The sequence below is a fragment of the Agrobacterium larrymoorei genome, from assembly GCF_005145045.1.
Lineage (GTDB): Bacteria > Pseudomonadota > Alphaproteobacteria > Rhizobiales > Rhizobiaceae > Agrobacterium > Agrobacterium larrymoorei.
The window spans coordinates 2,506,380-2,530,275 of the sequence record NZ_CP039691.1; the positions used below are offsets into that span (position 1 = coordinate 2,506,380).

The 23,896-nt window shown below is 57.9% G+C and carries 24 protein-coding genes; 7 read left to right on the forward strand and 17 right to left on the reverse strand.

From position 1 onward, the window contains the following. Positions 1 to 205: 205 nt before the first annotated feature. The 12 genes from CFBP5473_RS12200 to CFBP5473_RS12255 form a co-directional block, all read right to left on the reverse strand. Positions 206 to 691: a F0F1 ATP synthase subunit B gene (locus CFBP5473_RS12200; protein WP_027673926.1), complete on the reverse strand. Its 486-nt coding sequence runs from the start codon at positions 689 to 691 to the stop codon at positions 206 to 208. A 1-nt stretch (position 692) separates the two neighbouring features. Next, positions 693 to 1,331 (reverse strand): F0F1 ATP synthase subunit B, encoded by a 639-nt coding sequence (locus CFBP5473_RS12205; RefSeq protein WP_027673925.1) that lies wholly within the window; start codon positions 1,329 to 1,331, stop codon positions 693 to 695. Positions 1,332 to 1,410: 79 nt separating this feature from the next. Further along, positions 1,411 to 1,638: a F0F1 ATP synthase subunit C gene (locus CFBP5473_RS12210; protein ID WP_027673924.1), complete on the reverse strand. Its 228-nt coding sequence runs from the start codon at positions 1,636 to 1,638 to the stop codon at positions 1,411 to 1,413. A gap of 71 nt (positions 1,639 to 1,709) precedes the next feature. Then, positions 1,710 to 2,459 (reverse strand): F0F1 ATP synthase subunit A, encoded by a 750-nt coding sequence (locus CFBP5473_RS12215; protein ID WP_027673923.1) that lies wholly within the window; start codon positions 2,457 to 2,459, stop codon positions 1,710 to 1,712. A 64-nt stretch (positions 2,460 to 2,523) separates the two neighbouring features. After that, positions 2,524 to 2,889, reverse strand: coding sequence for an AtpZ/AtpI family protein (locus tag CFBP5473_RS12220; protein WP_027673922.1), 366 nt, complete (start codon positions 2,887 to 2,889; stop codon positions 2,524 to 2,526). Positions 2,890 to 3,161: 272 nt separating this feature from the next. Then, positions 3,162 to 4,295 (reverse strand): cell wall hydrolase, encoded by a 1,134-nt coding sequence (locus CFBP5473_RS12225; RefSeq protein ID WP_234881754.1) that lies wholly within the window; start codon positions 4,293 to 4,295, stop codon positions 3,162 to 3,164. A 217-nt stretch (positions 4,296 to 4,512) separates the two neighbouring features. After that, complete coding sequence (locus tag CFBP5473_RS12230) at positions 4,513 to 6,351, reverse strand: potassium transporter Kup (RefSeq protein WP_234881809.1); 1,839 nt, start codon at positions 6,349 to 6,351, stop codon at positions 4,513 to 4,515. A 94-nt stretch (positions 6,352 to 6,445) separates the two neighbouring features. Beyond that, complete coding sequence (gene corA, locus CFBP5473_RS12235; protein ID WP_027673919.1) at positions 6,446 to 7,423, reverse strand: magnesium/cobalt transporter CorA; 978 nt, start codon at positions 7,421 to 7,423, stop codon at positions 6,446 to 6,448. Between the two features lie 328 nt (positions 7,424 to 7,751). Next, positions 7,752 to 8,873 carry an Mrp/NBP35 family ATP-binding protein gene (locus CFBP5473_RS12240; RefSeq protein ID WP_027673918.1) on the reverse strand — a complete coding sequence of 374 codons (1,122 nt, stop codon included), beginning with the start codon at positions 8,871 to 8,873 and terminating at the stop codon, positions 7,752 to 7,754. 91 nt (positions 8,874 to 8,964) lie between these two features. Beyond that, on the reverse strand, positions 8,965 to 10,188 hold the full coding sequence (locus tag CFBP5473_RS12245) for an ABC transporter substrate-binding protein (protein WP_027673917.1): 1,224 nt from the start codon (positions 10,186 to 10,188) through the stop codon (positions 8,965 to 8,967). A gap of 75 nt (positions 10,189 to 10,263) precedes the next feature. After that, positions 10,264 to 11,004, reverse strand: coding sequence for a helix-turn-helix transcriptional regulator (locus tag CFBP5473_RS12250; protein WP_027673916.1), 741 nt, complete (start codon positions 11,002 to 11,004; stop codon positions 10,264 to 10,266). Between the two features lie 169 nt (positions 11,005 to 11,173). Then, on the reverse strand, positions 11,174 to 11,974 hold the full coding sequence (locus tag CFBP5473_RS12255; protein WP_234881755.1) for an IclR family transcriptional regulator: 801 nt from the start codon (positions 11,972 to 11,974) through the stop codon (positions 11,174 to 11,176). A 119-nt stretch (positions 11,975 to 12,093) separates the two neighbouring features. Between CFBP5473_RS12255 and CFBP5473_RS12260 the strand changes: the two genes are divergently transcribed. From CFBP5473_RS12260 to CFBP5473_RS12275, 4 genes are read left to right on the forward strand one after another with little or no spacing between them, the layout of a single operon-like run. Beyond that, positions 12,094 to 12,861, forward strand: coding sequence for an SDR family NAD(P)-dependent oxidoreductase (locus CFBP5473_RS12260; RefSeq protein ID WP_027673914.1), 768 nt, complete (start codon positions 12,094 to 12,096; stop codon positions 12,859 to 12,861). Then, the gene (locus CFBP5473_RS12265) at positions 12,861 to 13,778 is read left to right on the forward strand and encodes a 2-dehydro-3-deoxygalactonokinase (RefSeq protein WP_027673913.1); all 918 of its coding nucleotides are present in this window, start codon (positions 12,861 to 12,863) and stop codon (positions 13,776 to 13,778) included. The genes CFBP5473_RS12260 and CFBP5473_RS12265 overlap by 1 nt, the downstream gene beginning before the upstream one ends. Positions 13,779 to 13,794: 16 nt before the next feature. Continuing rightward, complete coding sequence (locus CFBP5473_RS12270; RefSeq protein ID WP_027673912.1) at positions 13,795 to 14,424, forward strand: 2-dehydro-3-deoxy-6-phosphogalactonate aldolase; 630 nt, start codon at positions 13,795 to 13,797, stop codon at positions 14,422 to 14,424. A 3-nt stretch (positions 14,425 to 14,427) separates the two neighbouring features. Beyond that, positions 14,428 to 15,315, forward strand: a complete 888-nt coding sequence (locus CFBP5473_RS12275) for an SMP-30/gluconolactonase/LRE family protein (protein ID WP_027673911.1) — start codon at positions 14,428 to 14,430, stop codon at positions 15,313 to 15,315. Positions 15,316 to 15,360: 45 nt separating this feature from the next. Here CFBP5473_RS12275 and CFBP5473_RS12280 read toward each other — a convergent pair whose 3' ends face one another. Together CFBP5473_RS12280 and CFBP5473_RS12285 are read right to left on the reverse strand one after the other, a co-directional pair. Further along, complete coding sequence (locus tag CFBP5473_RS12280; protein ID WP_027673910.1) at positions 15,361 to 16,716, reverse strand: putative bifunctional diguanylate cyclase/phosphodiesterase; 1,356 nt, start codon at positions 16,714 to 16,716, stop codon at positions 15,361 to 15,363. 107 nt (positions 16,717 to 16,823) lie between these two features. Beyond that, entirely contained in the window at positions 16,824 to 18,488 is a 1,665-nt protein-coding gene (locus CFBP5473_RS12285; protein ID WP_037170685.1) for a response regulator, read from the reverse strand. 348 nt (positions 18,489 to 18,836) lie between these two features. On the opposite strand from CFBP5473_RS12285, the gene mutL reads away from it, so the two are divergent. From mutL to CFBP5473_RS12300, 3 genes are all read left to right on the forward strand, one after another. After that, positions 18,837 to 20,648, forward strand: a complete 1,812-nt coding sequence (mutL, locus tag CFBP5473_RS12290) for a DNA mismatch repair endonuclease MutL (protein ID WP_027673908.1) — start codon at positions 18,837 to 18,839, stop codon at positions 20,646 to 20,648. A 73-nt stretch (positions 20,649 to 20,721) separates the two neighbouring features. Then, positions 20,722 to 20,955 carry a DUF2093 domain-containing protein gene (locus CFBP5473_RS12295; RefSeq protein ID WP_027673907.1) on the forward strand — a complete coding sequence of 78 codons (234 nt, stop codon included), beginning with the start codon at positions 20,722 to 20,724 and terminating at the stop codon, positions 20,953 to 20,955. 80 nt (positions 20,956 to 21,035) lie between these two features. Continuing rightward, positions 21,036 to 21,533 carry a YciE/YciF ferroxidase family protein gene (locus CFBP5473_RS12300; protein ID WP_027673906.1) on the forward strand — a complete coding sequence of 166 codons (498 nt, stop codon included), beginning with the start codon at positions 21,036 to 21,038 and terminating at the stop codon, positions 21,531 to 21,533. 76 nt (positions 21,534 to 21,609) lie between these two features. On the opposite strand, the gene CFBP5473_RS12305 is transcribed toward CFBP5473_RS12300, so the two are convergent. The 3 genes from CFBP5473_RS12305 to CFBP5473_RS12315 form a co-directional block, all read right to left on the reverse strand. Next, positions 21,610 to 21,924, reverse strand: coding sequence for a hypothetical protein (locus CFBP5473_RS12305; RefSeq protein WP_027673905.1), 315 nt, complete (start codon positions 21,922 to 21,924; stop codon positions 21,610 to 21,612). A 113-nt stretch (positions 21,925 to 22,037) separates the two neighbouring features. Then, a complete protein-coding gene (gene lpxK, locus CFBP5473_RS12310) occupies positions 22,038 to 23,069 on the reverse strand; it encodes a tetraacyldisaccharide 4'-kinase (RefSeq protein WP_027673904.1) in 1,032 nt (343 codons plus the stop codon). Between the two features lie 83 nt (positions 23,070 to 23,152). Beyond that, on the reverse strand, positions 23,153 to 23,893 hold the full coding sequence (locus CFBP5473_RS12315; protein WP_027673903.1) for an HAD family hydrolase: 741 nt from the start codon (positions 23,891 to 23,893) through the stop codon (positions 23,153 to 23,155). Positions 23,894 to 23,896: the final 3 nt, after the last annotated feature.

Sequence of the window (23,896 nt, forward strand, 5' to 3'; positions counted from 1 at the left end):
TATTCTAAAACTTTTATTTATATTTCATTAAAGTTAAATCAAATTAGTGGCCCCAGCAGAATATGCCCGTTCCATTACTTGGAAGGTGAATTTTATACTCAATTTATAGGGATCACTCACTGGGCTTGTCGGGTTGCGACACAACAAAAAACCCCTCGCGGAGACCTTCCGGAGGGGTTTCGATGAGCGGTATTGAGCCGTCAGATCAGTTCAGGCGAGCCTTGACTTCGCCAACTGCGGACTTGAACAGCTTCGTCTTTGCGGCAGCGGTCGTCTTTTCGGCAAGCAGCTTCTCGGAAGCTGCGATTGCGATATCGACGGCGGCAGAACGAACGGCACCGATGGCGTCGGTTTCGGCCTGTTTGATTTTCTGCTCCGACAGTGCCGTGCGGCGAGCGACGAATTCTTCCGTCTTCACCTTGGCTTCTGCCGTCAGCGCCGCTGCTTCGCGTTCTGCAGCAGCGATGATGCCTGCAGCTTCAGCTTCGGCTTCCTTGCGCTTGCGCTGATATTCGGCCAGCAGATGCTGTGCTTCTTCACGCAGGCGCTTGGCTTCGGCCAGTTCCTCGGTGATGTTCTTGGCGCGCTCGTCCAGCGAGCCAGCCAGCATGCCTGGAACCTTGAGGTAAGCAATCAGCACGAAGAAGAGGACAAGACCTACGAGAGCGAAAAATGTTGCATCGAATGCCATATCAAGCTCCCTTCACGTCGGATGCGGCGGCAACGGCTGCCTTGGCATCGGTGTCCTTGACCTTCGTGCCGATCAGCTGATCGACGATAGCGGTCGCGATTTCTTCGGCGATGGTGCCGACATCGGCAAAAGCCTGGCTCTTGATCGACGCGATGCGCGCTTCGGCAGCCGACAGCTTTTCGGACAGTTCGGCTTCGATGGCGGCGCGGTCCGCATCGGCCTTTGCCTTTGCAGCGTCGCGGGCGGCAGATGCAATGGATCCAGCCTTTGCGCGTGCTGCGCTAAGTTCTTTTTCGTAAGTCTCGATAGCGGCATCAGCCTCGGACTTCAGCCGGGACGCCTCATCGAGATCCTGTGCGATGCGGCCATGACGATCCTCAAGGATGCCACCAACGCGCGGCACGATGATTTTCTTCATGAGCACGTAGAAAAGGCCGAACGTGATAGCCAGCCACAGAAGCTGGGATGCGTAGGTCGACTGATCGAACGGCGGGAATACGCCGGAACCATGACCGGCGTCATGCGCCACTCCGGTTTCCGTATGCGTGGCTTCCGGGGCCGTCTGGCCGACAGCGGGTGTTTCCGTCGTCGTTTCAGTTGACGCCGGTGCTGACTGGGCAAGAGCCTCGGTCACGAACATGCTCACCTCCAGGGGTACTGCAAATGCGAAGGATCACGGCAAGCGGGCCGCCAGCCGTGATCCAAACCTGATGCTGAAATTAAACAGCGAACAGGAGAAGGAGAGCAACGAGCAGCGAGAAGATGCCCAGAGCTTCCGTAACGGCGAAGCCGAATACCAGACGGCCGAACTGGCTGTCAGCGGCAGACGGGTTGCGCAGTGCGCCGGACAAGAAATCGCCGAAGATACGGCCGAGAGCGAGGGACGTACCAGCCATGCCGAGGCATGCGAGACCTGCGCCGATGTACTTTGCTGCTTCCGCTTCCATGTTAAGCTCCTTAGAAATGGGTTGTTGCGGCTATTTTTGACACCCGTTACCGGGGCCAGCGACTTTACTTCTCAGTGACCACCATGCACGGCGTCGTTCAGGTACATGCAAGTCAGTACCGCGAAGACATATGCCTGAAGGAAGGCGACGAGAAATTCGAGACCGACGACTGCGACGGTCATGATGAGCGGCAGGATTGCGCCACCGACACCAAGGGCACCCAGAGCACCCATGGAGGCGACGAAGCCTGCGAAAATCTTCAGCGTGATGTGACCGGCCAGCATGTTCGCGAAAAGACGAACAGACAGGCTGATTGGACGCGAAAGGAAAGAAATGACTTCGATGGACGCCACCAGCGGCAGCAGCACCTTGGGCACGCCCGATGGAGCGAAAATGCCGAGGAAGTGCAGACCATGCTTGTAGAAACCGTAGACGACGACGGTTCCGATAACCAGGCACGACAGCGCGAAGGTAACGATGATCTGGCTGGTGACCGTGAAGAAATACGGGAACATGCCGAGCAGGTTTGCCGTCAGAATGAACATGAACAGCGAGAACACGAAGGGGAAGAAGACCATTCCCTTCTTGCCCGCGCCTTCGCGCAGCATCGAGGCAATGAATTCATAAGACATTTCAGCAACGGACTGCATGCGGGTCGGGATGAGACCGCGGTTCGACGTTGCGAAATACAGGAAGCCCGAAGCGACCGCGACGGTAGCAACCATGAAAAGCGAAGCATTGGTGAACGAAAAATCGACGCCGCCAATCTCGATCGGGATGATCGGCTGCACCAAGAACTGATGGGTCGGATCGTTTGCCACCGGCTGCCCTCTTTACCTGTCGCCGCTTAAAGCGGCACCTCACATCACTATATGGAAAGGAGCGTCACCCGCCCGTCTTCCCACCCTTATCTTTTCCGAGCCCTTCTTCGAGCAGCGGCGGCTTGGCCACCACGCCCGCAGACCGCAGAACGTTCAGCACGCCCGCGCAGAAGCCGAGAAGCAGAAGAATGATCATCCCCCACGGCGACGTGCCGGCAAAATGGTCCAGAAGATAACCCAGCATGGCGCCAACGATGACGGCGGAAATGAACTCCGATGAAAGCTTCATCGCCAACCCAAAGCCCTTACGGCTTTCTTCGGCGTTGCGCTCTATCCTCTCTTCCGCCTCGTCCTCCGCCTGTACCTTTGCCAATCCCTCAGCAAGGCGCTTGCGGCGCTCGTCCAGACTATCGTTACGGTTGCTGCTCATTTTTAAATCCTGCCCTTTTCTCTCCGTTCCGACGTCGCCAGAACTCTTTGGAGTTGTAAACGGCAGTGCTTTAAGCCTGCTCCAGCCCGCTCTGAAGTCGCGCGCAACATAGTTTTAGGGACTTCTCTAGTCAAGGCACAGTCAACGCTTGTTTCAGCACAAATTTCGCCTGCGAAAACAATGAGTTGAGGGATAATCAGTGAATCTTTGCCGTGTTTAGCGAGGGAATCGGCAATTTTGACACGACTTTTGCACCTAAAACCGCGTGATTATCAGCTCCAGCCGCCACCATAGGTACGGTAGAAGACATGCAACCCGATTCTGCCGACCTTCTTCATGCTCTTGCCCCATGCGGGACGCACATAGACGGCGTGGTAATGCGTGGCGGAACCGACTTCCTTGAGCCAGATCTTGCCTGACGTCGTCGCCATGGCCACTTCGCGGGCCATTTTCCAGTGCCGCTCGGAGTTTACGCGGTCCTTGATATTATCGCAGGCAAAGGAAAACTGGCAGCGATTGCGCCAATCCTTGTTCTGATAGACCACGCCGCAGATGGTTTTGGGGTAAGCGGGGTTGCGAACGCGGTTGAGAATGACCTGCGCGACGGCTGCCTGTCCCTTTACCGATTCGCCACGCGCTTCGAAATATATGCCGGATGCGAGGCATTGCTGTTCAGCGGCGGAAAACGTCTCTGCAGGCAGAGGCGTTGCCGCCCAGGCATGGTCATCCGGTGAAATCGGTGGAATGAAACGACCCGTATCCGGCTTTTTCAGAATTGCATCGAAAGGCGATTCGCGCGCGAAATCCGGCTCGGCAGGCGCATAGGCCGTTGCCAGCACATCCGGGGTGCGGTTGGTAATCAGGTCCGCCAGCATCGGGGAAACGGTTTTGTCGGCCTTCTTCTCATCGCGACGGAAATAGAAGGATGCCAGTTCGACATCCTTGTTCTTCTTCGGCTTTACGAAAGCGGTGCGATCCTTGCGCTTCAGCGGTTCGATATCGATCATGCTGGTGCGCTGGAGGACGGAGCCTGCCGTGAAGGCTTTCGGTGGCTGCATGATTTCGGTGGCAACCACCCTGCCCTTTTTGGCCGCGCGGTTGACGCGGTCGCTATCGGGCGTGGTTTCCTTGCCCGACTTGTTGGTGACGAAAGCAACCTTTCGGCCATCGGGAAGCGTCATACCAGCGCCGCTGATGGCGGCGGTTTCCGTCGCGTCATTGAAGGCGAGCGATGCGCTGTGAACCGAACCGGCAGGAGAGTTGGTCAGCACCATGCGCCACTGTTCGCCACCGGCATCGAGACCGGCCAGCAAAGACGCCAGATCGGCGCGGGCTGCAAGCGATGGGAAGGCAAGCCAGGCGGCAAGGCCGAAGACGACAGGCGAGGCCCACTTCTCATAAGACATGAAGGACCTGCGACGCGACATTTTTCTTGAACGCAAAACCAGTACTCCGGACACACGCAAACGACTTGCTACACAGCCGGATAATCACTCATTAACCTTGATGCTTGGTTAACGCAGGCTCAGCGAGAGCCTGCTCACATTAATGTGTGAGCGGAAACTAAAACGCCGTCCCCGCGTGAGCGAGGACGGCGTTTGAGATTTCAAGGTAACGCCGATGTCAGATGACGACGTGTGAACCGAGCTCGACCACGCGGTTTGCCGGCAGGCGGAAATATTCCGAAGGATCGGCAGCGCTTTCCGCCATCGCGATGAACAGACGGTTCTGCCAGCCGGGCATGCTGGATTTGGGATCCGGCACCAGCTTTCTGCGGCCAAGATAGAAGGAAGTCGACATGATGTCGAACTTGTATCCCGTGCGACGCAGATAACCGAGCGCCTGCGTGACGTTCTGCGTTTCCATGAAGCCGAAATGCAGTTCCACCACCACGAAGCGTTCGCTGATCTTGGTCTTGGTGTAACGCTGGTCGGGATGAACCCTTGGCGTATCCTCGGTGCGGATCGTCAGGATGACGTTCTTGTCGTGCAGGACGTGATTGTGCTTGAGATTGTGGAGCAGTGCGGCGGGCGCGGTTTCAGGATCACCCGTCAGGAAGATTGCAGTGCCGGGAATGCGGACCGGCGCATGCGCGCTTTCTTTCTCAACCGAAGACACGAAAGCCTTCAAAGGCACATCTGTTCTGCGCGTCTTGGCAAAGAGAATTCTCGAACCGCGCTGCCATGTCATCATAATGACGGTGAAGGCAATGGCGAGCAGGACCGGCACATAACCGCCATCGTGAATCTTCAGCAGGTTTGCACCGAGGAAGATCAGTTCCAGCGAGATGAACGGCAGGATGACCAGCAGGCAGAGCGACAGCGACCATTTCCAATGCGTGCGCGCAAACTGGAAGAAGAGAAGGCTGGTCACAACCATCGCGCCGGTGACCGAGATACCGTAAGCGGTGGCAAGCGCGTCGGAACTCTTGAAGGTGAGAACGAGCGCGACCACGCCGAAGAGCAGCACGGTGTTGACCGATGGCAGGTAGATTTGTCCGGTATTGGTCTCCGAGGTGAAGAGGATTTCCATCCGCGGCAGATAGCCGAGGTTGATTGCCTGACGCACCATGGAGAACGCGCCGGTAATAACCGCCTGGCTGGCGATGATGGTGGCGGCGGTTGCCAGAATGACGGCTGGAAGAAGCGCCCATTGCGGGAACATCAGGTAAAAGGGGTTGGACATGGCCGCCGGGTCTTTCAGAACCAGAGCACCCTGCCCGAGATAATTGAGTGTGAGCGCCGGAAAGACCAGCACGAACCATGCCCACTGAATGGGCTTGCGACCGAAGTGACCCAGATCGGCATAAAGCGCCTCGGCGCCTGTAATCGTCAGGAAGACCGCGCCAAGAACCACGATGCCGTAGAAACCTTCGTTCAGCAGAAACTCGACGGCGTGAAGCGGGTTGAAGGAATAGAGAATGCTGTAATCGTCCGAAATATGCAGCAGGCCGACCAGACCCATGACGATGAACCAGACAGCGGTGATCGGTCCGAAGAATTTCGCCACCGTTCCTGTACCATGGGACTGGATGGCGAACAGGGCGACCAGAATACCGAGCGAAATGGGAATGATGAACTCATCCATCTGCGGCGTCACGAGCTTCAGGCCTTCCACGGCGGACAGCACTGAAAGCGCTGGCGTGATCATCGCGTCGCCCAGGAAGAGGGCCGCACCGATGAGACCGAGCATGATGAGGACATTGCGTCGCGCGCCTGCGGTCTTCATCAACAGCGCCAGCAGCGAAAGCGTGCCGCCTTCGCCATCGTTATCTGCGCGCAGCAGGAAGCAGATGTATTTGATGGTGACGATGATCGTCAGCGACCAGATCATCAGCGAGATGAGGCCGATGACCTCGGCCTGCGTCAGCCCGTCATGCGAGATGGGCTTCAGGGCTTCGCGAAATGCATAGAGCGGGCTGGTGCCGATATCGCCATATACAACCCCGATCGAGCCGAGCATCGCCGGAAACAGGCCCTTGACGTGGTGATCTTCCACGTCGGGCTTGTCGAGAATTTCCTTGTCAAAGGGGTGGGCCATGTAAATCCTGGCTCTCTTAGAGCCAGCCCTTCCAGCGAAAAACGATAAACGGAATGATTGCCGATATAAGCATGACAAAAATTGCCAGCGGGTAACCAAGGCTCCATTGTAACTCCGGCATATGCGCGAAGTTCATTCCGTAAACGGAAGCCACCAGCGTCGGCGGCAGGAATACCACCGATGCGATGGAGAAAATCTTGATGATCGCGTTCTGCTCGACATTGATGATGCCAAGCGAAGCATCCAGCAAAAAGGTCAGGTTGCCGGAAATATAAGAGGCGTGTTCGGAGAGCGACTGGATATCGCGCGCAATGGAGCGGCCCATTTCCTTGGCCTCCTTATCCTGCTGGACAAGGCCTGTTGCCTGAAGAAACGACTGAACACGGGCAAGAGACGTCAGACTATCGCGCACCTTGGAAACAAGGCGGTGAAAGGACGCGATCTCGGCGATCTTTTCTTCCAGATAGCGCGGCGCCTTGCGCTTGCTGCGCGCTTCCCCGCCGAAAATGCCGGTCGCGACCTTATCGATGCCGACGACCGTATTTTCCAGAATTTCCGCCGTGCGATCCACGATGGTTTCGAGCAGCTTCAGCAGAAGGGCCGCGCCGCTTCTCATATCATGAGGAACACGCGTAATGGCGGCGATGAAGAGATTGAAGGATTTCGGCTCTGCATAGCGGATCGTCACAAGCCGGTTGCCGATCAGGACGAAAGCGACGTCGGTCAGTTGCGGATCGGTCGAATCTGCTTTCCAGACCAAAGATGCCGTCATGAAGACATTATTATCTTCCGTATAGAGGCGGCTGGAAGGCTCAATGTCTTTCAGGTCCTCACGCGTGGGAAGCTCCGTGCCGAGCATTGCTTCGACATGCTTTTCCTCGTCGCGGGTGGGGTTGATCAGATCGATCCAGACAATGTCTTCCGACATCTGCGTGAACGCGCAGTCCGCCGACAGGCTGATCGCCTCGCAATTCGAGCGATAGGCTTTTATCAATCAGTTTCTCCGGTCCGCAGCGCCGAATGGTTGTCGGCAGGCTGATCTAACACATCATGCGTGGCTTCCGCAAACGCACGAAGATGGCTGCGGTTCAAACGGCGCAGGGCTATGCTCCCAACGCTGTAAAGAATCAAGCGGTATTTTCAAAAAGCACTTTCGGCACGAGCGGATGCCGCCAGGCTCCCTCCGTCAAAATCCCATATAATACAGAGTATTGGGTAGTTTTTTACTTTACTATTAGCGTGTCGGTCTGCTTCAGAAGAACGATAGATATGCGAGTGGCGCATTGATGAGAGCGCCAATTCTTGTCGATTTTCGCCAATATCTATTCAAATACAATTTTTGGCGCAGACCGGCTCGAGCCCCTGCCAACCTCGGTCCACACCTTTTGTGCGATATCGCGGTAAACGAGCGCCTGCGGCCCTTCCGGCTCTGCCACGACGACCGGCGTTCCGGCATCGGACATTTCACGAATGGACATGGTGAGTGGCACTTCTCCGAGGAAAGGCACGCCGATACGCTCCGCCTCCGCCCGCGCTCCACCATGGCCGAAAATATCGTAGCGATTACCGGTATCCGGCGCGATGAAATAGCTCATATTCTCGACGACGCCGAGAAGAGGCACTTCCACCTTGCGGAACATGGTGATGCCCTTGCGCGCATCGATCAGCGCCAGATCCTGTGGCGTGGAGACGATGACGGCACCGGCAAGCGGCACCTGCTGGGCGATGGTAAGCTGCGCGTCGCCCGTACCGGGCGGCATATCCAGCACCAGAACGTCGAGTTCGCCCCAGGCCACTTCCCGCAGCATCTGCATGAGGGCGGACTGCACCATCGGCCCGCGCCAGATCATCGCCGCCTCCTCATCCACCAGAAAGCCCATGGACATGACCTTCAGGCCGTAATTTTCCATGGGCATTATGATGCGCCCTTCCCCCTGCTGGGGACGGCCGGAAATTTTCAAAAGTCTTGGAATGGAAGGGCCGTAAATATCTGCATCGAGAATCCCAACGCGAAGGCCGAGCGTTTGCAGACCGAGAGCCAGATTGACCGCGGTGGTGGATTTTCCAACGCCACCCTTGCCGGATGCGACGGCTATGATGGCACCGATGCCGGGAACACCGGCCTTCGATCTTGGTTGCGGCGCGGCTGGCTGAGAGGGTGCTTTCGGGGCGGGAGAGGACGCGCTGCCCGGCTTGCGGTTGGCCGTGAGCGCGACCATAGCGGCCTTCACACCCGGCACGTCGAGTGTCGCCTTTTCAGCGGCGAGCCTCAAAGGCTCCATCTCGTGGGCCTGATCCGCTGGCACGGTAATCGAGAAATAGGCCTTCGAATCGCTGAGGAAAATTTCAGACACCATGCCCAGCGCAACGATGCTCTTTTCGCTGCCGGGATAGATGACCTTATCCAGAGCCTTTTCGATCTGTGTCTTGTCTGCCTGCGCCATGCCCTGATCCAACCCTTCGTGCTTCAGCAGGGGTTAGATAAACAAGCCCGCGCCCTTCGCCAATGATAAAGAGCAAACTTTCGTTCGGCCTTCAGGTTTCGTTATAGGGGGTGAGTTTCTCCGGGTCGAAAACCTGACCGTCGAAGAAGGCATCCGGGCCCAGTAACAGCGATGCGCGGGATGCACCGACATGAACGGGCGCTTTCAACGTCCCTTCCAGCTTCATGTTGGCAGCAGGCACGGGCGCAAAAATCGGTTTGAGCGCCTTGCGAAAAATATCTGGGCGGAAAGCTTCGCTCGCGGCCTCATAGGCCTTGCCGTCGGCAATATAATCCACCGGACAATCGTTCCACCGTGCCATCTGGTTGAAGAACCAGAGAGCCTGGCTCTGCCACGGAAAGTTTGCGGCGTTTCCGCTGGTGGAAAAGAACCGGTGGCATTCCAGCAGGCGTGTCGGAGAGTGGGGGATGAACCCGGTCAGCGCAGGTAGAATAAGATCGCCTTCACGGCTGAGATATTGCGGCGCGGCCAGAAGTCCTGCCAGTTCTTCGATATTGCCCTGGCTGGCGCACCATTCACCCGCGCGGTAAAGAGCCCGCAACAGGGCGTGCAGCGTTGCCTCGTTTTCCATGGCCCACGGCTTCGAGACAGCCAAACCCTTTTCAGGCGCGTTCTGCCAGATGTGCGATTTGGTGGTGATGATTCGCCCCGTTTCCCGCAGAACCGCCTCGCTTCCATAGGGTTCGGCCACGTAAAAGCCGTCTATCTCCCCCTTGGCCAGCAACTCCGACATGTCCGCAGGAGGTGCCTCGATCAAGACGATATAGCGCGGGGTGACGAGGCGGGAACTGGCGAGAAGATAGCGGAACTCATAGGCCGAGGGCGAAAGGGCGTGTTCCGTGGTAAATGTCAGCGCAGGCAGCTGCGCCTTCTGGCGAGCCAGTGCGACCCGTGAAAGCGCGCGCGACACGGAGCCCGGCTCCGGTATCTTCATTCCCTGCTCGAAAAGATCATCGTGAAGCAACTGGCTGACGGTGAGCGATGAGCCGCCTGTGGCCAGAATGAAGGGCACGATCAGATCGGCTTGCATACCGCCAAGCGTCAGAGCCGATGCAACAGGCAGCGATACGGGCAAATGCGCACCGTGCAACTCATCTGCAACCCAATCGGCAAAAACAGAACGAGGGGAATTCTTTCTTATCAGCTCGAGGTTCACGCCCTCATCGGCGGCAAAACCTTTTTCAAGAGCAACAACAAGCACTGCACAGTCAACTGTCGGGGTAAAAGCTGCCTTGAAGCGCCGCGTGCCTGCCAAATGCGTCTCCTGTGCCGTCGCTCAGCCAAGATCACTCACAGCGAGACAGATAACAACAGGAAAAAGAAAATATCCCTATTTTATCAAGCCCACGCGCAAAGCTTTTGCGACAGCCTGCGTGCGGTTGACGGTATCGAGCTTCTTGGTCGCGCGGTTCAGGTAGTGATTTACCGTATGTTCCGAAAGAACAAGAATGTCGGCGATCTCCGCGCTTGTCTTGCCCGCAGCCGTCCAATTGAGACAGTCGATCTCGCGGTCCGTCAGCGTTTCGGGGATGCGCGCGTCGAGGCTTCGCACATGCGCAAGGCGGCCATAGATGTGAGTCGCGAGGTAGAATATCTCCGCCACTTGCGAAGGAGAAAAGCTGCTTCGGCTTCCCGAGAGCGAAACCGCACCGCGCATGCCGGTCGCATCCTGCACGGGACACCAGATGGCGTTCGACATTTCGAAGCGGGCAAAGAGTTCAACGATGGTCTTGGCGCTCGATGGTTCCTGACCGCGCGTAAGAAACGCCTCATCGACGAGAAAGGGCGTGCAACCGCGCTTCAATTCCTTCAGCACATTGCTCGTCGCCAGAAGTCCGTCGTGATCGTATTGATGAAGAAGTTCGGCGGGCCAGTTGGTGATGACCGTGTAATGCGACAACTCAAGCGCCATTTGCGGAGGCAGGTTCATGACCATGAATGCCTTCATGCCCCAGCTTTCGCTCATCTTTTTCAAGAATCTGAAGATATCGAACTGAGTTTGCAGACGTGCCAAGTCCTGGGCGCTATCCGCCCCCATGACAGCAAAGTTGTCTATTTCAGGTTTGAGCATTCGTTACTTGTCTTTACAGTTCAACATATCAATTAATGAATGTGTCTTCGGGGAAATCACGTCAAAGCATAGTTATCAAATTGTTAATTTTATGCAAACGAAAGTTGATGTGAGCATTCCTCACAATTTATGCATGACTTAGACTTTCCTGCTTTTAAGGCGGGTTTTTCTATTCACCCAAGGGTGCAAGCCGCAGTGATGCGTCTACAGAAATCTCTCTCGCAATGTCTTTGACCAGCGGAGCCCAGCCTTCAAGCACTTCGCGGGTCAGCCTGTAGGCTGGCCCCGTCACCGAGATCGCGGCGCGGAAATCCTGCCGATTCGCGGAAATCGGTACGGCGATGCACTGGATGCCCGTCTCGTGCTCCTCGAGATCGAAACCATATCCACGCTCCCGGATCGTCTCGATTTCAGCCAGCAGCCGCTCGGGCGTGTCGATCGTGCTGGGGGTGAAGGACTGGAAGTTGAGTGATTCGATTATCGTCTTCAGCTCCGGCTCGGGAAGAAGCGAGAGCGCGGCCTTGCCGACGCCGGTACAGTATAATGGAGAGGTTCTGCCTATCTGCGAATACATTCGCACAGCATGCTTGCCGTCGATCTTGTCGAGATAGATGATTTCGGTGCCGCGGATGACGCCGAGATGCACCGATTCTCCGGTCTGCTCATGCAGCGCGCGCAGATGCGGTGCGGCAATGGATCGCAGGTCGCTACCGCTCCAGGCCTTGGCTGCAAATTTCAGCAGCCTGATTCCCGCGACATAGGTCTGGTCGCCCCTTTGCTCCAAAAGCCCCTCCTCCACAAGATGGGAAAGCTGTCGGTGAAGCGTGCCGCGCGGCTGGTCCGACCGGTGTAATATATCGGTGAAGCGAAGCGGCTCAGGCGACATCACCACAAGTTCAAGCAGCGATATGGCCTTGCCGAGTGTTCCGGTGGCAATTTCCTGCTTTTCCTGACCGGAGCTGTAGGGCACGGCGTTTTTCCTCGTGGAGCAAGTGGTGCGACTTGACTTTCGCGGCAGCTAATAGTGTTATTCCAATTAATAAAACTTAGTTCCAAATAATGGAACTTTCAACATCTATGTGATGGGTCATGACCGATTTGGATCATTCGTCTGAATTTGCTGACAAAGGTGTCCTCATCACCGGGGGCGGTTCCGGGATCGGGGCTTCGCTGGTGGAGGCCTTCGCAGCCGCAGGGGCCAATGTCGCCTTCATAGATATCGATGAAAAGGCGAGCGTTTCTCTGGTTGAAAGGCTTTCTTCCACAGGCGGAAAATCGCCTTTGTTCTTCAAGGCCGATCTGCGCGATCAACAGCAGCTTGCCCATGCGGTCCAGTCGGCTGGCGAGGCTCTTGGTGGTGTAAAGACGCTCATCAACAACGCCGCATGGGACGACCGTCACGACATTGAAAGCGTGACAAGCGACTATTGGGATGCAAACCACGCCGTCAATCTGAAGCAGGTTTTCTTTGTAACACAGGCCGCGTTGCCCTTTCTGCGGAAAGAGAAAAGCGCGTCTGTCATCAATTTCTCGTCCATTTCCTATCTGCTGAATATGGGCGATCTGCCCGCTTATGCGACCGCGAAGGCTGGTATCATAGGCCTGACGAAAAGCCTTGCCGGGCGGCTGGGTCCTGAGAATATCCGCGTCAACGCCATACTGCCCGGCATGATCGTGACGGAGCGGCAGAAGGAGCTTTGGCTGACCGATGACGGCATTACCAGCACGGTCAACCGGCAATGTCTCAAGCGTGCACTGACGGGTGAGGATCTGGTCGGTCCCTGCTTCTTCCTGGCATCGGATGCCTCCGCCGCCATGACCGCACAAACAATGATTATCGATGGAGGTCTTTTATAATGTCCGATGCTGCTTTCGTTGCCGTGGACTGGGGTACGACCAGTTTCCGGCTGTGGCTGTTGAGCAAATCCGGAACGGTCCTTGCCGAACGCCGCAGTTCCGAAGGCATGACGACCGCCATGCAGACAGGTTTTGCCGAGGTTCTGGCGTCGCATCTCGCCGCCATTTCCGCCCCGGAAGGCCTGCCCGTCATCATCTGCGGCATGGCTGGTGCACGCCAGGGCTGGGTCGAAGCCGGTTATGTGGATGTGCCCGCCAACCTCTCCGAAGTTCTGGATCGCGCGACGCCTGTACTCGGCCAGAAGGGCGATATCCGCATTCTTCCCGGCCTTGCGCAACGCGCGGAACAGACGCCGGATGTGATGCGTGGCGAGGAAACGCAGCTTCTTGGCGCGCTCTCCGAACATCACCGCAGCGGCCACCAGCTCGTCTGCATGCCCGGCACACATTCCAAATGGGTGCGGGTGGAAGACCTCAACGTCACCGGCTTCTCCACCTTCATGACGGGTGAGATGTTCGACGTCATTTCGAAGCACTCGATCCTGTCGCATGCGGTTGCCGATGCGCAAAGCTTCACCGGCGATCTTCCAGCGTTCCGCGATGCGGTGAAGGATATCTACGAAAACCCGCAAATGGCGACCAATCGCTTCTTCACTTTGCGGTCGGGTCAGCTGCTGCACGGGCTTTCGGCCACAGATGCAAAAGCCAAGCTTTCCGGCATGTTGATCGGGCTGGAAATTGCCGGGGCACATGCCAGCGCGCCAAAGGAATCCACTGTCATCCTGATCGCATCCGGCGGCCTTGGCGCGTTGTACAAGGCGGCCTTCGACGCTCTTTCGATTGATTTTACCATTATCGACGCCGATGATGCCGTTCGCCGGGGGCTGATCGCCGCTGCAACGACCATCTGGCACTGAGGAGACTTACACGCTCATGCGCATTCCCTTCCCTGACATGAAATATCCCCTCGTCGCGATCCTTCGCGGTATCAAGCCGGAAGAAACAGAAGGCGTCGTCGGCGCGCTGCTGGAAAGCGGCCTTCGTGCAATCGAAATCCCGCTGAACTCGCCAGACCCCTTCCGCTCCATCGAAATCGCCGCGAAAATGGCGCCAGCCGATGCGCTGATTGGTGCCGGCACCATGTTGACCGTGGAAGACGTGACAAGGCTCGACGCCGTTGGCGGAAAGCTGATGGTCAGCCCCAATGTCGATACCGACGTCATCACCGCCGCGCGTGAAAAAGGCATGGTCACCATGCCAGGCGTTTTGACGCCAACCGAGGCGCTGCTGGCCCTGAAAGCCGGAGCGACCGGCCTGAAGTTCTTCCCGGCGAGCGTGCTCGGTCCATCCGGCATCAGCGCCATCCGCACCATCCTGCCGAAGGACACCCTGGTTGCCGCCGTTGGCGGTGTGTCCGACAAGAATTTTACGGATTACACCAGCATTGGCATCACGGCATTCGGCCTTGGAAGCAGCCTCTACAAGCCGGGCATGAGCGCCAGCGAAGCGCGCGAGCGCGCCGATCTCACCATCAAAGCCTATGACGCGGCGATTGGAGCATAAGACATGGTGACGACGCATGAATTCAAGGGCACGGTTCTTGATGCCAACCAGATGATGCTGGGTGAAGGCCCAAGTTTCGACCCGCTGACGAACCGCGCCTGCTGGCTGAACATTCTCGGCAAGGAACTGCACGAACTCGATCCGGTCTCGGGTGAGAAAAACGTGGTCTTCCTTCCCTTCATGGCCAGCGTCGTTGCGCGCATCGATGAGCAGCTACAGCTTCTGGCCTCGGATGAAGGCCTGTTCATTCGCGACCGCGCAAGCGGCGAACTTTCGCTGCATGTGGAATTCGAACCCGGCAAACCCGGCAATCGCTCCAATGATGGCCGGATCCATCAAAGCGGCGCGCTGTGGATCGGCACCATGGGCAAGAAGGCCGAGGATGGCGCGGGCGCGATCTATCACGTCGCCAAAGGCGTCGTGACCAGGCTGTTCGACACGTTGAGCATTCCCAATTCCATCTGCTTCACGCCCGATGGCGCGACTGCCTATTACGTCGATACGCGCGCCAACCGCATGATGAAGGTTCCCATCGACCCCGCAACCGGCCTACCGACCGGCGCATCCAGCGTCTTCATCGACCGTGCTGGTCAGGATGGTGGTCTTGATGGTTCGGTCTGCGATGCCGAAGGCCACATCTGGAACGCGCGCTGGGGACAGGGCGCGGTTGACCGGTATAATCCGGCGGGTGAGCATATCGAGCGCTACAAGGTGCCCGCAACGCAAACCACCTGCCCGGCCTTCTTCGGCCAAGGCGCCGACCGCTTGCTCGTCACTTCGGCTTGCGAAGGGCTGGATGAGGAGAAGATCAAGGCCAATCCGCTTTACGGTGCGACCTTCGATCTTGGCATCAGCGTGAAGGGTGTGCTGGACGGAGCCTACAAGCTCTGACGTCCACGAATAATGCAGCAAAAAAGGCGCCGGTTGGCGCCTTTTTTATGAGACGAATTCCCGACCGGGCTGGGTGTAATTTTCCTGCAAGTACCGATGCGTGGCAATTGCATCGACGGGCCGTCCATAGAAATAGCCCTGCCCCATGGCGCAACCCAGACCGCGCAGCTTCTCCGCTTCCGTCCGGTCTTCGATACCTTCCGCCACGACTTCAAGGTCGAGACCATCGCACATGGCGACGATTGCCTTGATGATGTGCTCCGAGGGACGATCCGTGCTGATGCGGGACACGAAAGCACGGTCGATCTTGACTTTGTCGAAGGTGAAGTCGCGCAGGCGGCCAAGGCTCGATTGCCCCGTTCCGAAATCGTCCAGCGAAATGCGCACACCGGCCTGCTGAAGCTCGGTGATGATGCGTTGAGCGGTATCGGCTGAGGTCATCACGGCGGTCTCGGTGATTTCCAGTTCGACCCGTCTCGGATCGAGGCCGACGCGGGAGAGGATGGAGAGAATATTCTGCGCCGTGCCGGGGTCCATCAACTGTGCCGAAGACAGGTTGAATGAGAGGAACAGCTCACGCGGCCAGGAAAGCGCAGCCTCCGCCGCCTTTCGCAACAGGGTTTCCGACAGCGCATCGATAAATCCGCGCTCCTCCGCAATCGGCACGAAAACGGCTGGAGAAACGAAACCGAGATCGGGATCCTGCCAGCGGGCCAGCGCCTCGAAGCCGATCACCGTATCGTCCGTTAGCCTGACGATGGGCTGAAAATGTACGTCCACCGCATCCGTGATGATGGCATTTCGAAGCGCCTGTTCGAGTTGCGTCGCGCGCTTCATTTCCTGCGCGATCTCGCGCGAATATACCGTGACCTGACCCCGCCCGCGCCGCTTGGATCGATAAAGCGCAGTCTCCGCGCTTTTCATCAGATCCTCGAACTCCTCCCCAGCGAAGGGATGGATGGCGAACCCGAAAGAGGAGGAAAGACGGACATTGCGGTCGCCCAGATCGTAAGGGGCAGACAGGACGTCCTTGATCATATGCCCGACCCGCTCCGCGCCGTTGCGCTCGAAGATCAGGGGAAGCACGAAGGCGAATTCGTCGCCATCGTGGCGCGTGACGATGGCACCATCCGGCACGCAGGCCTTCAGGCGATGGGCGACCTGACAGAGGATTTCATCGCCTGCCTCGACGCCGAAAAGATCGTTGATCGGCTTGAAGCCATCTATATTCACCACGCCCACGGCGAAGGGTGCGGGGTCGCTGGCGCGCTCTGCGGCCAGCATTCTTATCCTGTCACGCAGACGGTACTTATTGCCAAGCCCGGTCAACGGATCGCTATACGCCATGGCCTGAAGCTCATGCTGACTTATCTGAGGCGCATTTGGCTCTGGCGACTTCATTCGCGCGTCCTGACCGACCTGTAACGATTTCGTGTACAATGAAAGGCAAATATTAAGAAACAATACACGCATGCCCACGAACCCGCATCCGGTACAAGCGGGCGTGTTCACCCCTGAAGGCGGCGCGCATGTTGGGGCAGAAAACGCTTTAGCAGCACATCAACTATATCCGGGCTGATCGGTTTCAGCAACATGTCATCCATGCCAGCATCGATACAGGCTTTCCGATCCCCCTCAAAAGCCAGGGGGATAACGCCGATGATTGGCGTGCGCTCGCGTTGCGCGCCCTCCATGCGGCGAATGCGGTTACACACCTCGAAGCCATCGAGATCCGGCAGTGTCGTATCCATCAGAATAAGCGCGGGGCTTTCCGCCTCGAAAAGCCGCAGTGCTTCTTCGCCGGATTGTGCCAGCCTGTAATTGATCTCGAAGCCTTCCAGAATTTGCGAAAAGACGATCTGGTTAATCTTGTTGTCTTCCACCACAAGAACATCGAGCCCGCGCTTCTTCGGCTTTTCGCTGCCTGCGCGCGTCGTGATAGCGATATCCTCCTCCTGCTGCCTAGTCCTTTGCAGAACATCGGCAGAGCGGAAATGGCGGGTGACGAGGTTGATAAGCGAGCTTCCCAACTGGAAGTCATCCAGCGTCATCACGTCCACGCCATAGGCCGGAGGCAGATCGAGGCAGCCGAGCTCCATCTGCACATCCACGATGATGAGATCGATCTTCACACCGGAAGAGGCCGCGATTTCGAGAAAGGCACGCTGCTCATCGAAACTGGTTGCAACTGCGCAATCGACACCGACGGCGGAGAGCTTCTTGCCCGCCATCTCGCCGGAATGGGCGTTGGACGTCACCAACAGAATGCGACGGTCTTTCAGCACCAGTGAAGCCTGATGGTGTTCGTCATCCATGTAGGAACTGGCGACGAAATCGAGATGTTCGAGCCCGTGGATGAGGGACTTGCCGTCCTTGCCGGTGGTGGCAAAAGCAGTGACATCATCCATCGTGGTCACGAGAAAATAGCGCCCGGGCTTGCCGACGCGCTGCTTTCTGGTGATCACGAGAATTTCTTCCCCGGTCAGCCGCGTGACGCGTTCGGGCAGAATCGCGGGCACGCCGGTTTCCAGCACGCGCACATCCATTTCATCGATGCGGGAGGCGAGCGGGTTGGAGTGAATATCGGAAACCATGCGGCCCAGAATAAGCTCCGGCGATGTTTCCAGCAGCGAGCAACCAGCCTTGTTGACCGCCGAATAGACGCGATTGCGGTCCTTGACGAAGATGGACAGCGGCAGGTTATCGAGAATTTCTTCGGTGATCTGCACGCGCTCGATATCGACGCGCCACTGATCTTCCCGCTTCTTCTGCTCGGAAATATCCGCAACCACGCAGATGCCGAGCCCTGAAGGCAGGCGTCTCTTGGTGTAGCGAAGCCATCTGTCGCCGGGGCGCTGCTCTACCCGCTCGGAACGTTCCTTCCAATGGGTGGCGAGATGTTCTGCGATCCACTCGTCCCGGCCCATGTCCCGTCCGGGCACTGCCTCGTTACCTGCCCTGCAGCAATCGTAAAGCGCGCCGAGAAAATCCTTCAGCCTGATGCCGGGTGTAACATGCTCCTCGCAGAGCGGGAAAAAAGTAAGAATACGGCGGCTGACGAAAAGGATGCGGTCGTCGCGGTCATAGATGATCAGCGCAGCGGAAATAGCGTCGCAGACAGCGTCGAGCATAGCTGTTTGAATGGCTGCGCCCTCTGGCGCCAAATCATTCATGGCAGTTCCTCACACGCACTTTTCGAGCAAATGCTCAATCCAACTCTATAACGGTGACAGCCAAAGGCTGCGCAATAGCAGGACATGCGGGCGTAAAGCTCGAACAGCCTTTTCAGGATCATGCAGACGACACCCAGCGTTCCCGTCATGCACCTATCAGCCATCCTGAAAAGGCGTGTGGATCAGTCATTTCAAGCTGCTGAAGTGATACTGTTTTAACATTAAGGCGGACTTAACGTGACCGAAGTCGAATAATTGGCGTGGACAACCATATGCCAGCCGCGATCACCCCGTATGGAATATGCGATTTTGCTTTCGCCCTGCCACCGAATCCACGACAATGGCCCCATGCCAATCCAACAGCTCTCAGAAACCCTCATCAACCAGATCGCCGCCGGGGAAGTCATCGAACGACCCTCCAGCGCCGCGAAGGAATTGATCGAAAATGCCATCGACGCCGGTGCCACGCGCATCGAGATTGCGACCGCGGGCGGTGGCAAGGGTTTGGTGCGCATTACAGACAATGGCTCCGGCATGTCTCCTGCGGATCTGGAGTTGGCCATCCGCAGGCATTGCACATCCAAGATTTCCGCTACGCTGGACGATATCCGCACGCTCGGATTTCGCGGCGAGGCCCTGCCCTCCATCGGATCCGTCGCCAAGCTGACGATAACCAGCCGACAGCAGGGTGCTACCGAGGGCGCAATCATCTCGGTGACTGGCGGCAAGCTTTCGCCGGTTCGCCCCGCGGCTTCGAATGCCGGAACCATAGTCGAGGTGCGCGATCTGTTTTTCGCCACTCCCGCCCGCCTGAAGTTCCTCAAGACCGAGAAGGCGGAAGCGGGCGCGATTACCGAAATCGTCAAGCGTATGGCCATCGCCTTTCCGCGCATTCGCTTCGTGCTATCGGGCACGGACCGTTCGACGCTCGAATTTCCAGCAACGGGAGACGATCATCTGGCGCGCATGTCCCAAATCCTCGGTGCCGAGTTCAAGGATAATGCCATCGAGATCGATGCCGTCCGTGAGGATGTGACGCTGACCGGCTTTGCGGGCGTTCCCACGTTCAATCGCGGCAATTCCGCTCATCAATATATGTTCGTGAATGGCCGTCCGGTGCAGGACAAGCTTCTGCTTTCCGCCATACGCGGCGCTTATGCCGAAACCGTTCCGCATGGGCGCTACCCCGTTGCCGTGCTTTCCCTGCGGCTCGATCCGGCATTGGTGGATGTCAATGTGCACCCGGCGAAATCCGATGTGCGGTTTCGCGACCCCGGCCTCATTCGCGGGCTCATCGTCGGTGCGATACGCCAAGCCTTGACCCGCGAGGGCGACCGCGCCGCCACGACGGGTGCCGCGCAGATGATGAGCGCCTTCCGGCCCGGCTACAGCCCCTCGACGGTCAGGCCTTTCGCATCGCAGGCATGGACGCCTGCAAACTCCCCATCGAGGCCGCTCAATGTTTCCGGTGGGCTTGCCTTGCAGGAGACCGCGCAATCCCACTTTGCCGATATCACCATGCCGACCGCCCGTTCCGAGACGTTGGGCGAAGCGGCGAACACATCCGTCGAACCATCGCGTTATCCGCTCGGTGCGGCGCGGGCGCAGGTTCATGCCAATTACATTGTGGCACAGACGGAAGACGGGCTCGTCATAGTCGATCAGCATGCCGCACATGAGCGTCTGGTGTTCGAGGAATTTCGCAAGGCGCTGCATTCAAAACGCCCCGCTTCGCAGGTGCTGCTGATCCCGGAAATCGTTGATCTGCCGGAAGAAGATTGCGACCGGCTGATGGAACATGCGGCAGGTTTCGACGCCATGGGCCTGTCCATAGAGCGCTTCGGCCCCGGCGCCGTCGCCGTTCGCGAGACGCCAGCCATGCTGGGAGAAGTGAATGTGCAGGGTCTCATCCGCCAGCTGGCAGATGAAATTGCCGAATGGGATACGGCCAGCAGCCTTGCCAACAAGCTGGAATATGTTGCGGCCACCATGGCCTGCCACGGTTCGGTGCGCTCCGGCAGGCGCATGCGCCCGGAGGAAATGAACGCGCTTTTGCGGCAGATGGAAAACACGCCCGGCTCCGGCCAGTGCAACCACGGCCGCCCCACCTATATCGAGCTGAAGCTCGCCGATATCGAAAAGCTTTTCGGCAGAAGCTGAGCAGGGTAGTATTCCAAGCCGCGCGGGATTAGACATGCGCCGTGACATTGAAGCATCAAGGAGACGCAGGCGCATGAACAGATTCGACGGTGGACATCGCGAAGCAAAGATCGAGTATCTCGATGGTGACCTGCGCATCGTCCAGACCGGCGCCTATGTCGTCTGCGCTATGACGGGCGCTCAAATTCCGGTCGATGAACTGCGCTACTGGAGCGTTGCGCGTCAGGAGCCCTATGCGGACGCCGCCGCCTCTGTGGAAGCGGAGAAGCGCGCAGGTGCCTTGCCGAACCAAAAGCGTTCTTCCTGAACGCATCTTTCGGAACAATCGAATTTTCCCGAGGTTAGTAGGCCCGCGCAATAAGCCGCACCAACCTTTGGGAGAATGACATGGCTGAGAAGAAGCTCGACGATCTTTTCTATGACACGCTGAAAGACATCTATTACGCGGAGCGCCAGATTCTGAAGGCGCTGCCGAAGATGGCGCGGGCCGCCAACAGCGATAAGCTGAAGGCTGCATTCGAAAAGCACAAGGAAGAAACGCAGGGACAAATCGAGCGCCTGCAGGAAGTCTTCGAAATCATCGGCAAGCGTGCGCAGGGCAAAACCTGTGAAGCCATTCAGGGCATCATCGCGGAAGGCGAAGAGATCATGGATGATTTCAAGGGCAGCCCTGCTCTAGATGCCGGTCTCATCTCTTCCGCGCAGGCGGTCGAGCATTACGAGATTGCCCGCTATGGCACGCTGAAGGCCTGGGCCGAGCAGCTTGGCCACGCGAAGGCCGTTCCGCTGCTGGATGCGACCCTGCAGGAAGAATCCAAGACGGATGAGGACCTCACCGCCCTTGCCGCTGCGTCTCTGAATGAAGCGGGCAAGAAGGCCGCTTGAGACCACTCATAGTCAACGAAAAAGCCGGGGCATGTGCTCCGGCTTTTCCATTTGGGTGTCTGTGGTGTGCAGGCGCTTATGGCGCCTGCGTATTCGGGTTGCGGTCCGTACCTTCCGTTGGCGGCGTTGCGCCAGCCGGCGGATTGTTATCGAAGGACTGCCCGCCCTGTGCGCCGGGATTAACGGTCTGGCTCGTGGTGCTCGGGCCGGGGGCAGGCGGCGTTTCCGGCGTGGCGGGTGCCGTGCTTTCACCCCAGATTTCGGCAACCAGCCAGACGGCCAGCGCAAGAAAAAGGCTGATGACCAGAATGATCAAGACTGGCCGACCCTGAAAACCCTGCCTGCTTTCGCGCGGCGTAAAGGTCTTTTTCTCCACATTACTTTGCGGCATTGCTCTCTCCCTCATTCGATGAACACGAAAAACTGTGCGTCAACTCAGAAAGAAAAGAGTTGCAGGGGGTGATTGTTCCTTCACGGTGGCGAGAGTCTTGCAGCAGCGTAAATCTATTTGTGAGTGAGCAAACGCCTGCGGCAGTTTTCAAAGGCCGCATCGATCATCGCAGAAGCGGCATTCGGATCATCGAAGACCATGTCGATTTCCACGACCTGACTGCTCCACAAAAGCTCCGCAGCCTTGCCGTGATGGCCGGTCAGGCGCACGGCATCCTTGGAGGTCGTGACAGGAAGAAGATCGAGTTTTGCAGCCTCCTCCATCAGATCGGCGATTTCATCGTCGCTGAAATGATGATGGTCCGGGAAGGACCGGGCAGACACGATCTCGGCACCAAGCTGCTCCACCGTGCGGTAAAATTTACCCGGATCGGCAATGCCAGCGAAGGCGAGTACGCGCGTGCCGACGAGGCCGGGTTGCGGGCGCGGCTTTATCGAGGAGACGAAAACAGACTTTGCGGCGCGGGCGGCGGTACGGATGATCGCGTCTGCCGCCTGTCCATCACCCACCTTCAGAATTGCTGATGCCTGCCGCATTTGCTCGGCCAGCGGTGCACGCACGGGGCCACCCGGCACCAGATGGCCATTGCCAATGCCGCGCTTGGTATCGATGACGAGAAGGGCATAATCGAGCGTCAGCCGGGCGCTTTGAAAGCCGTCATCCATGATGATGAGGTCCACGCCCTCCTTCACCAGACGCTGGGCGCCCTCCACGCGCCGTCTGGAAATGACGGTCGTGGCTTCGCGTGCGAGAAGCAGCGGCTCATCGCCCACATCGACGGAGCGATGGTGATCGGCATCGACAAGCGTGGTCACATCCAGCGTACCGCCATATCCGCGACTGAGAAACCCCGGCTTCAGGCCACGGGCCAGTGCCGCGCGGGCAATGGTGATGGCCGTTGGCGTCTTGCCAGCGCCACCGACGGTGAAATTGCCAATGCAGATGACGGGTACCGGAACCGAAGCGCGCTTCGCCACCTTCATGCGGCGACCGGCGATCCGTCCATAAAGGAAGGAAAAAGGAGATAGAGCCCAGGCCTGCCAGCCGGACTTTTCCCACCAGAATGGCGGTGCCTCTGAAACCATAAGCCCCTTAACTCCCCGATTAAATCTTGGGTAGAAGGAGCTATGTGCCAGAAAAGTAAGGATTTTGCAAAAGCCGTACCAAATCAGACGGTGGCGCGTTGCGGCAGCAGCGTTTCGATGCCGGTAATATCATCGAAGCAGTAATCGGAATCCGTCGACAGACTTTCACGCGAGCCCGTTCCCGTCAGCACGGCAATGCGAAGGCCAGCACCGGCACTGCGCGCCATATGCAGATCATGATTATTGTCACCGACCACTGCGACGCGTTCGGGAGCAAGCCCTATCGCCTTGCAGAAGCCAAGCACCATGCCCGGCTGCGGCTTGGTGCCGTGGCCGCTGTCATAGCCTGCGACGAAATCGAGGTCTGCCTCAAAGCCGAAACGTCTTGCGGTTTCGCGGATCGACGCCTCGTTGTCGCTGGAGGCGATGCCAAGCTTGTAGTCTCTGCCCTTCAGCCGGGCGAAAAAAGCCTTGAGATCGGTAACGGCAACGGATTTTCCTGCGGCTTCCGTGAACAGCCGGTCCAGCCTTTGCGTGAGCCACAGCAATTCGCAGCGCGACCCCGCCGCAATCAGCCCTGCCGCGATTTCCGCGGTGTTGCCAGCGGCGAGCAGGCTATCCGGCTTCACATGTCCTGTGACAGGGTCCATGCCGCAGGCAAGCAGCAGGCGGTCGGCCAGTTCCGGGTCACCTTCAGCGGCGATGGCCGCCAATTCGCGGTTCACCGGCCCCCAACTGGCATCATAGCCGAGAAGCGTGCCATCCTTGTCGAAAAGCACGGCGGCGATGGCCGAAGCAGGTCTTGGCGTTGCAACGCTGTTCACGAG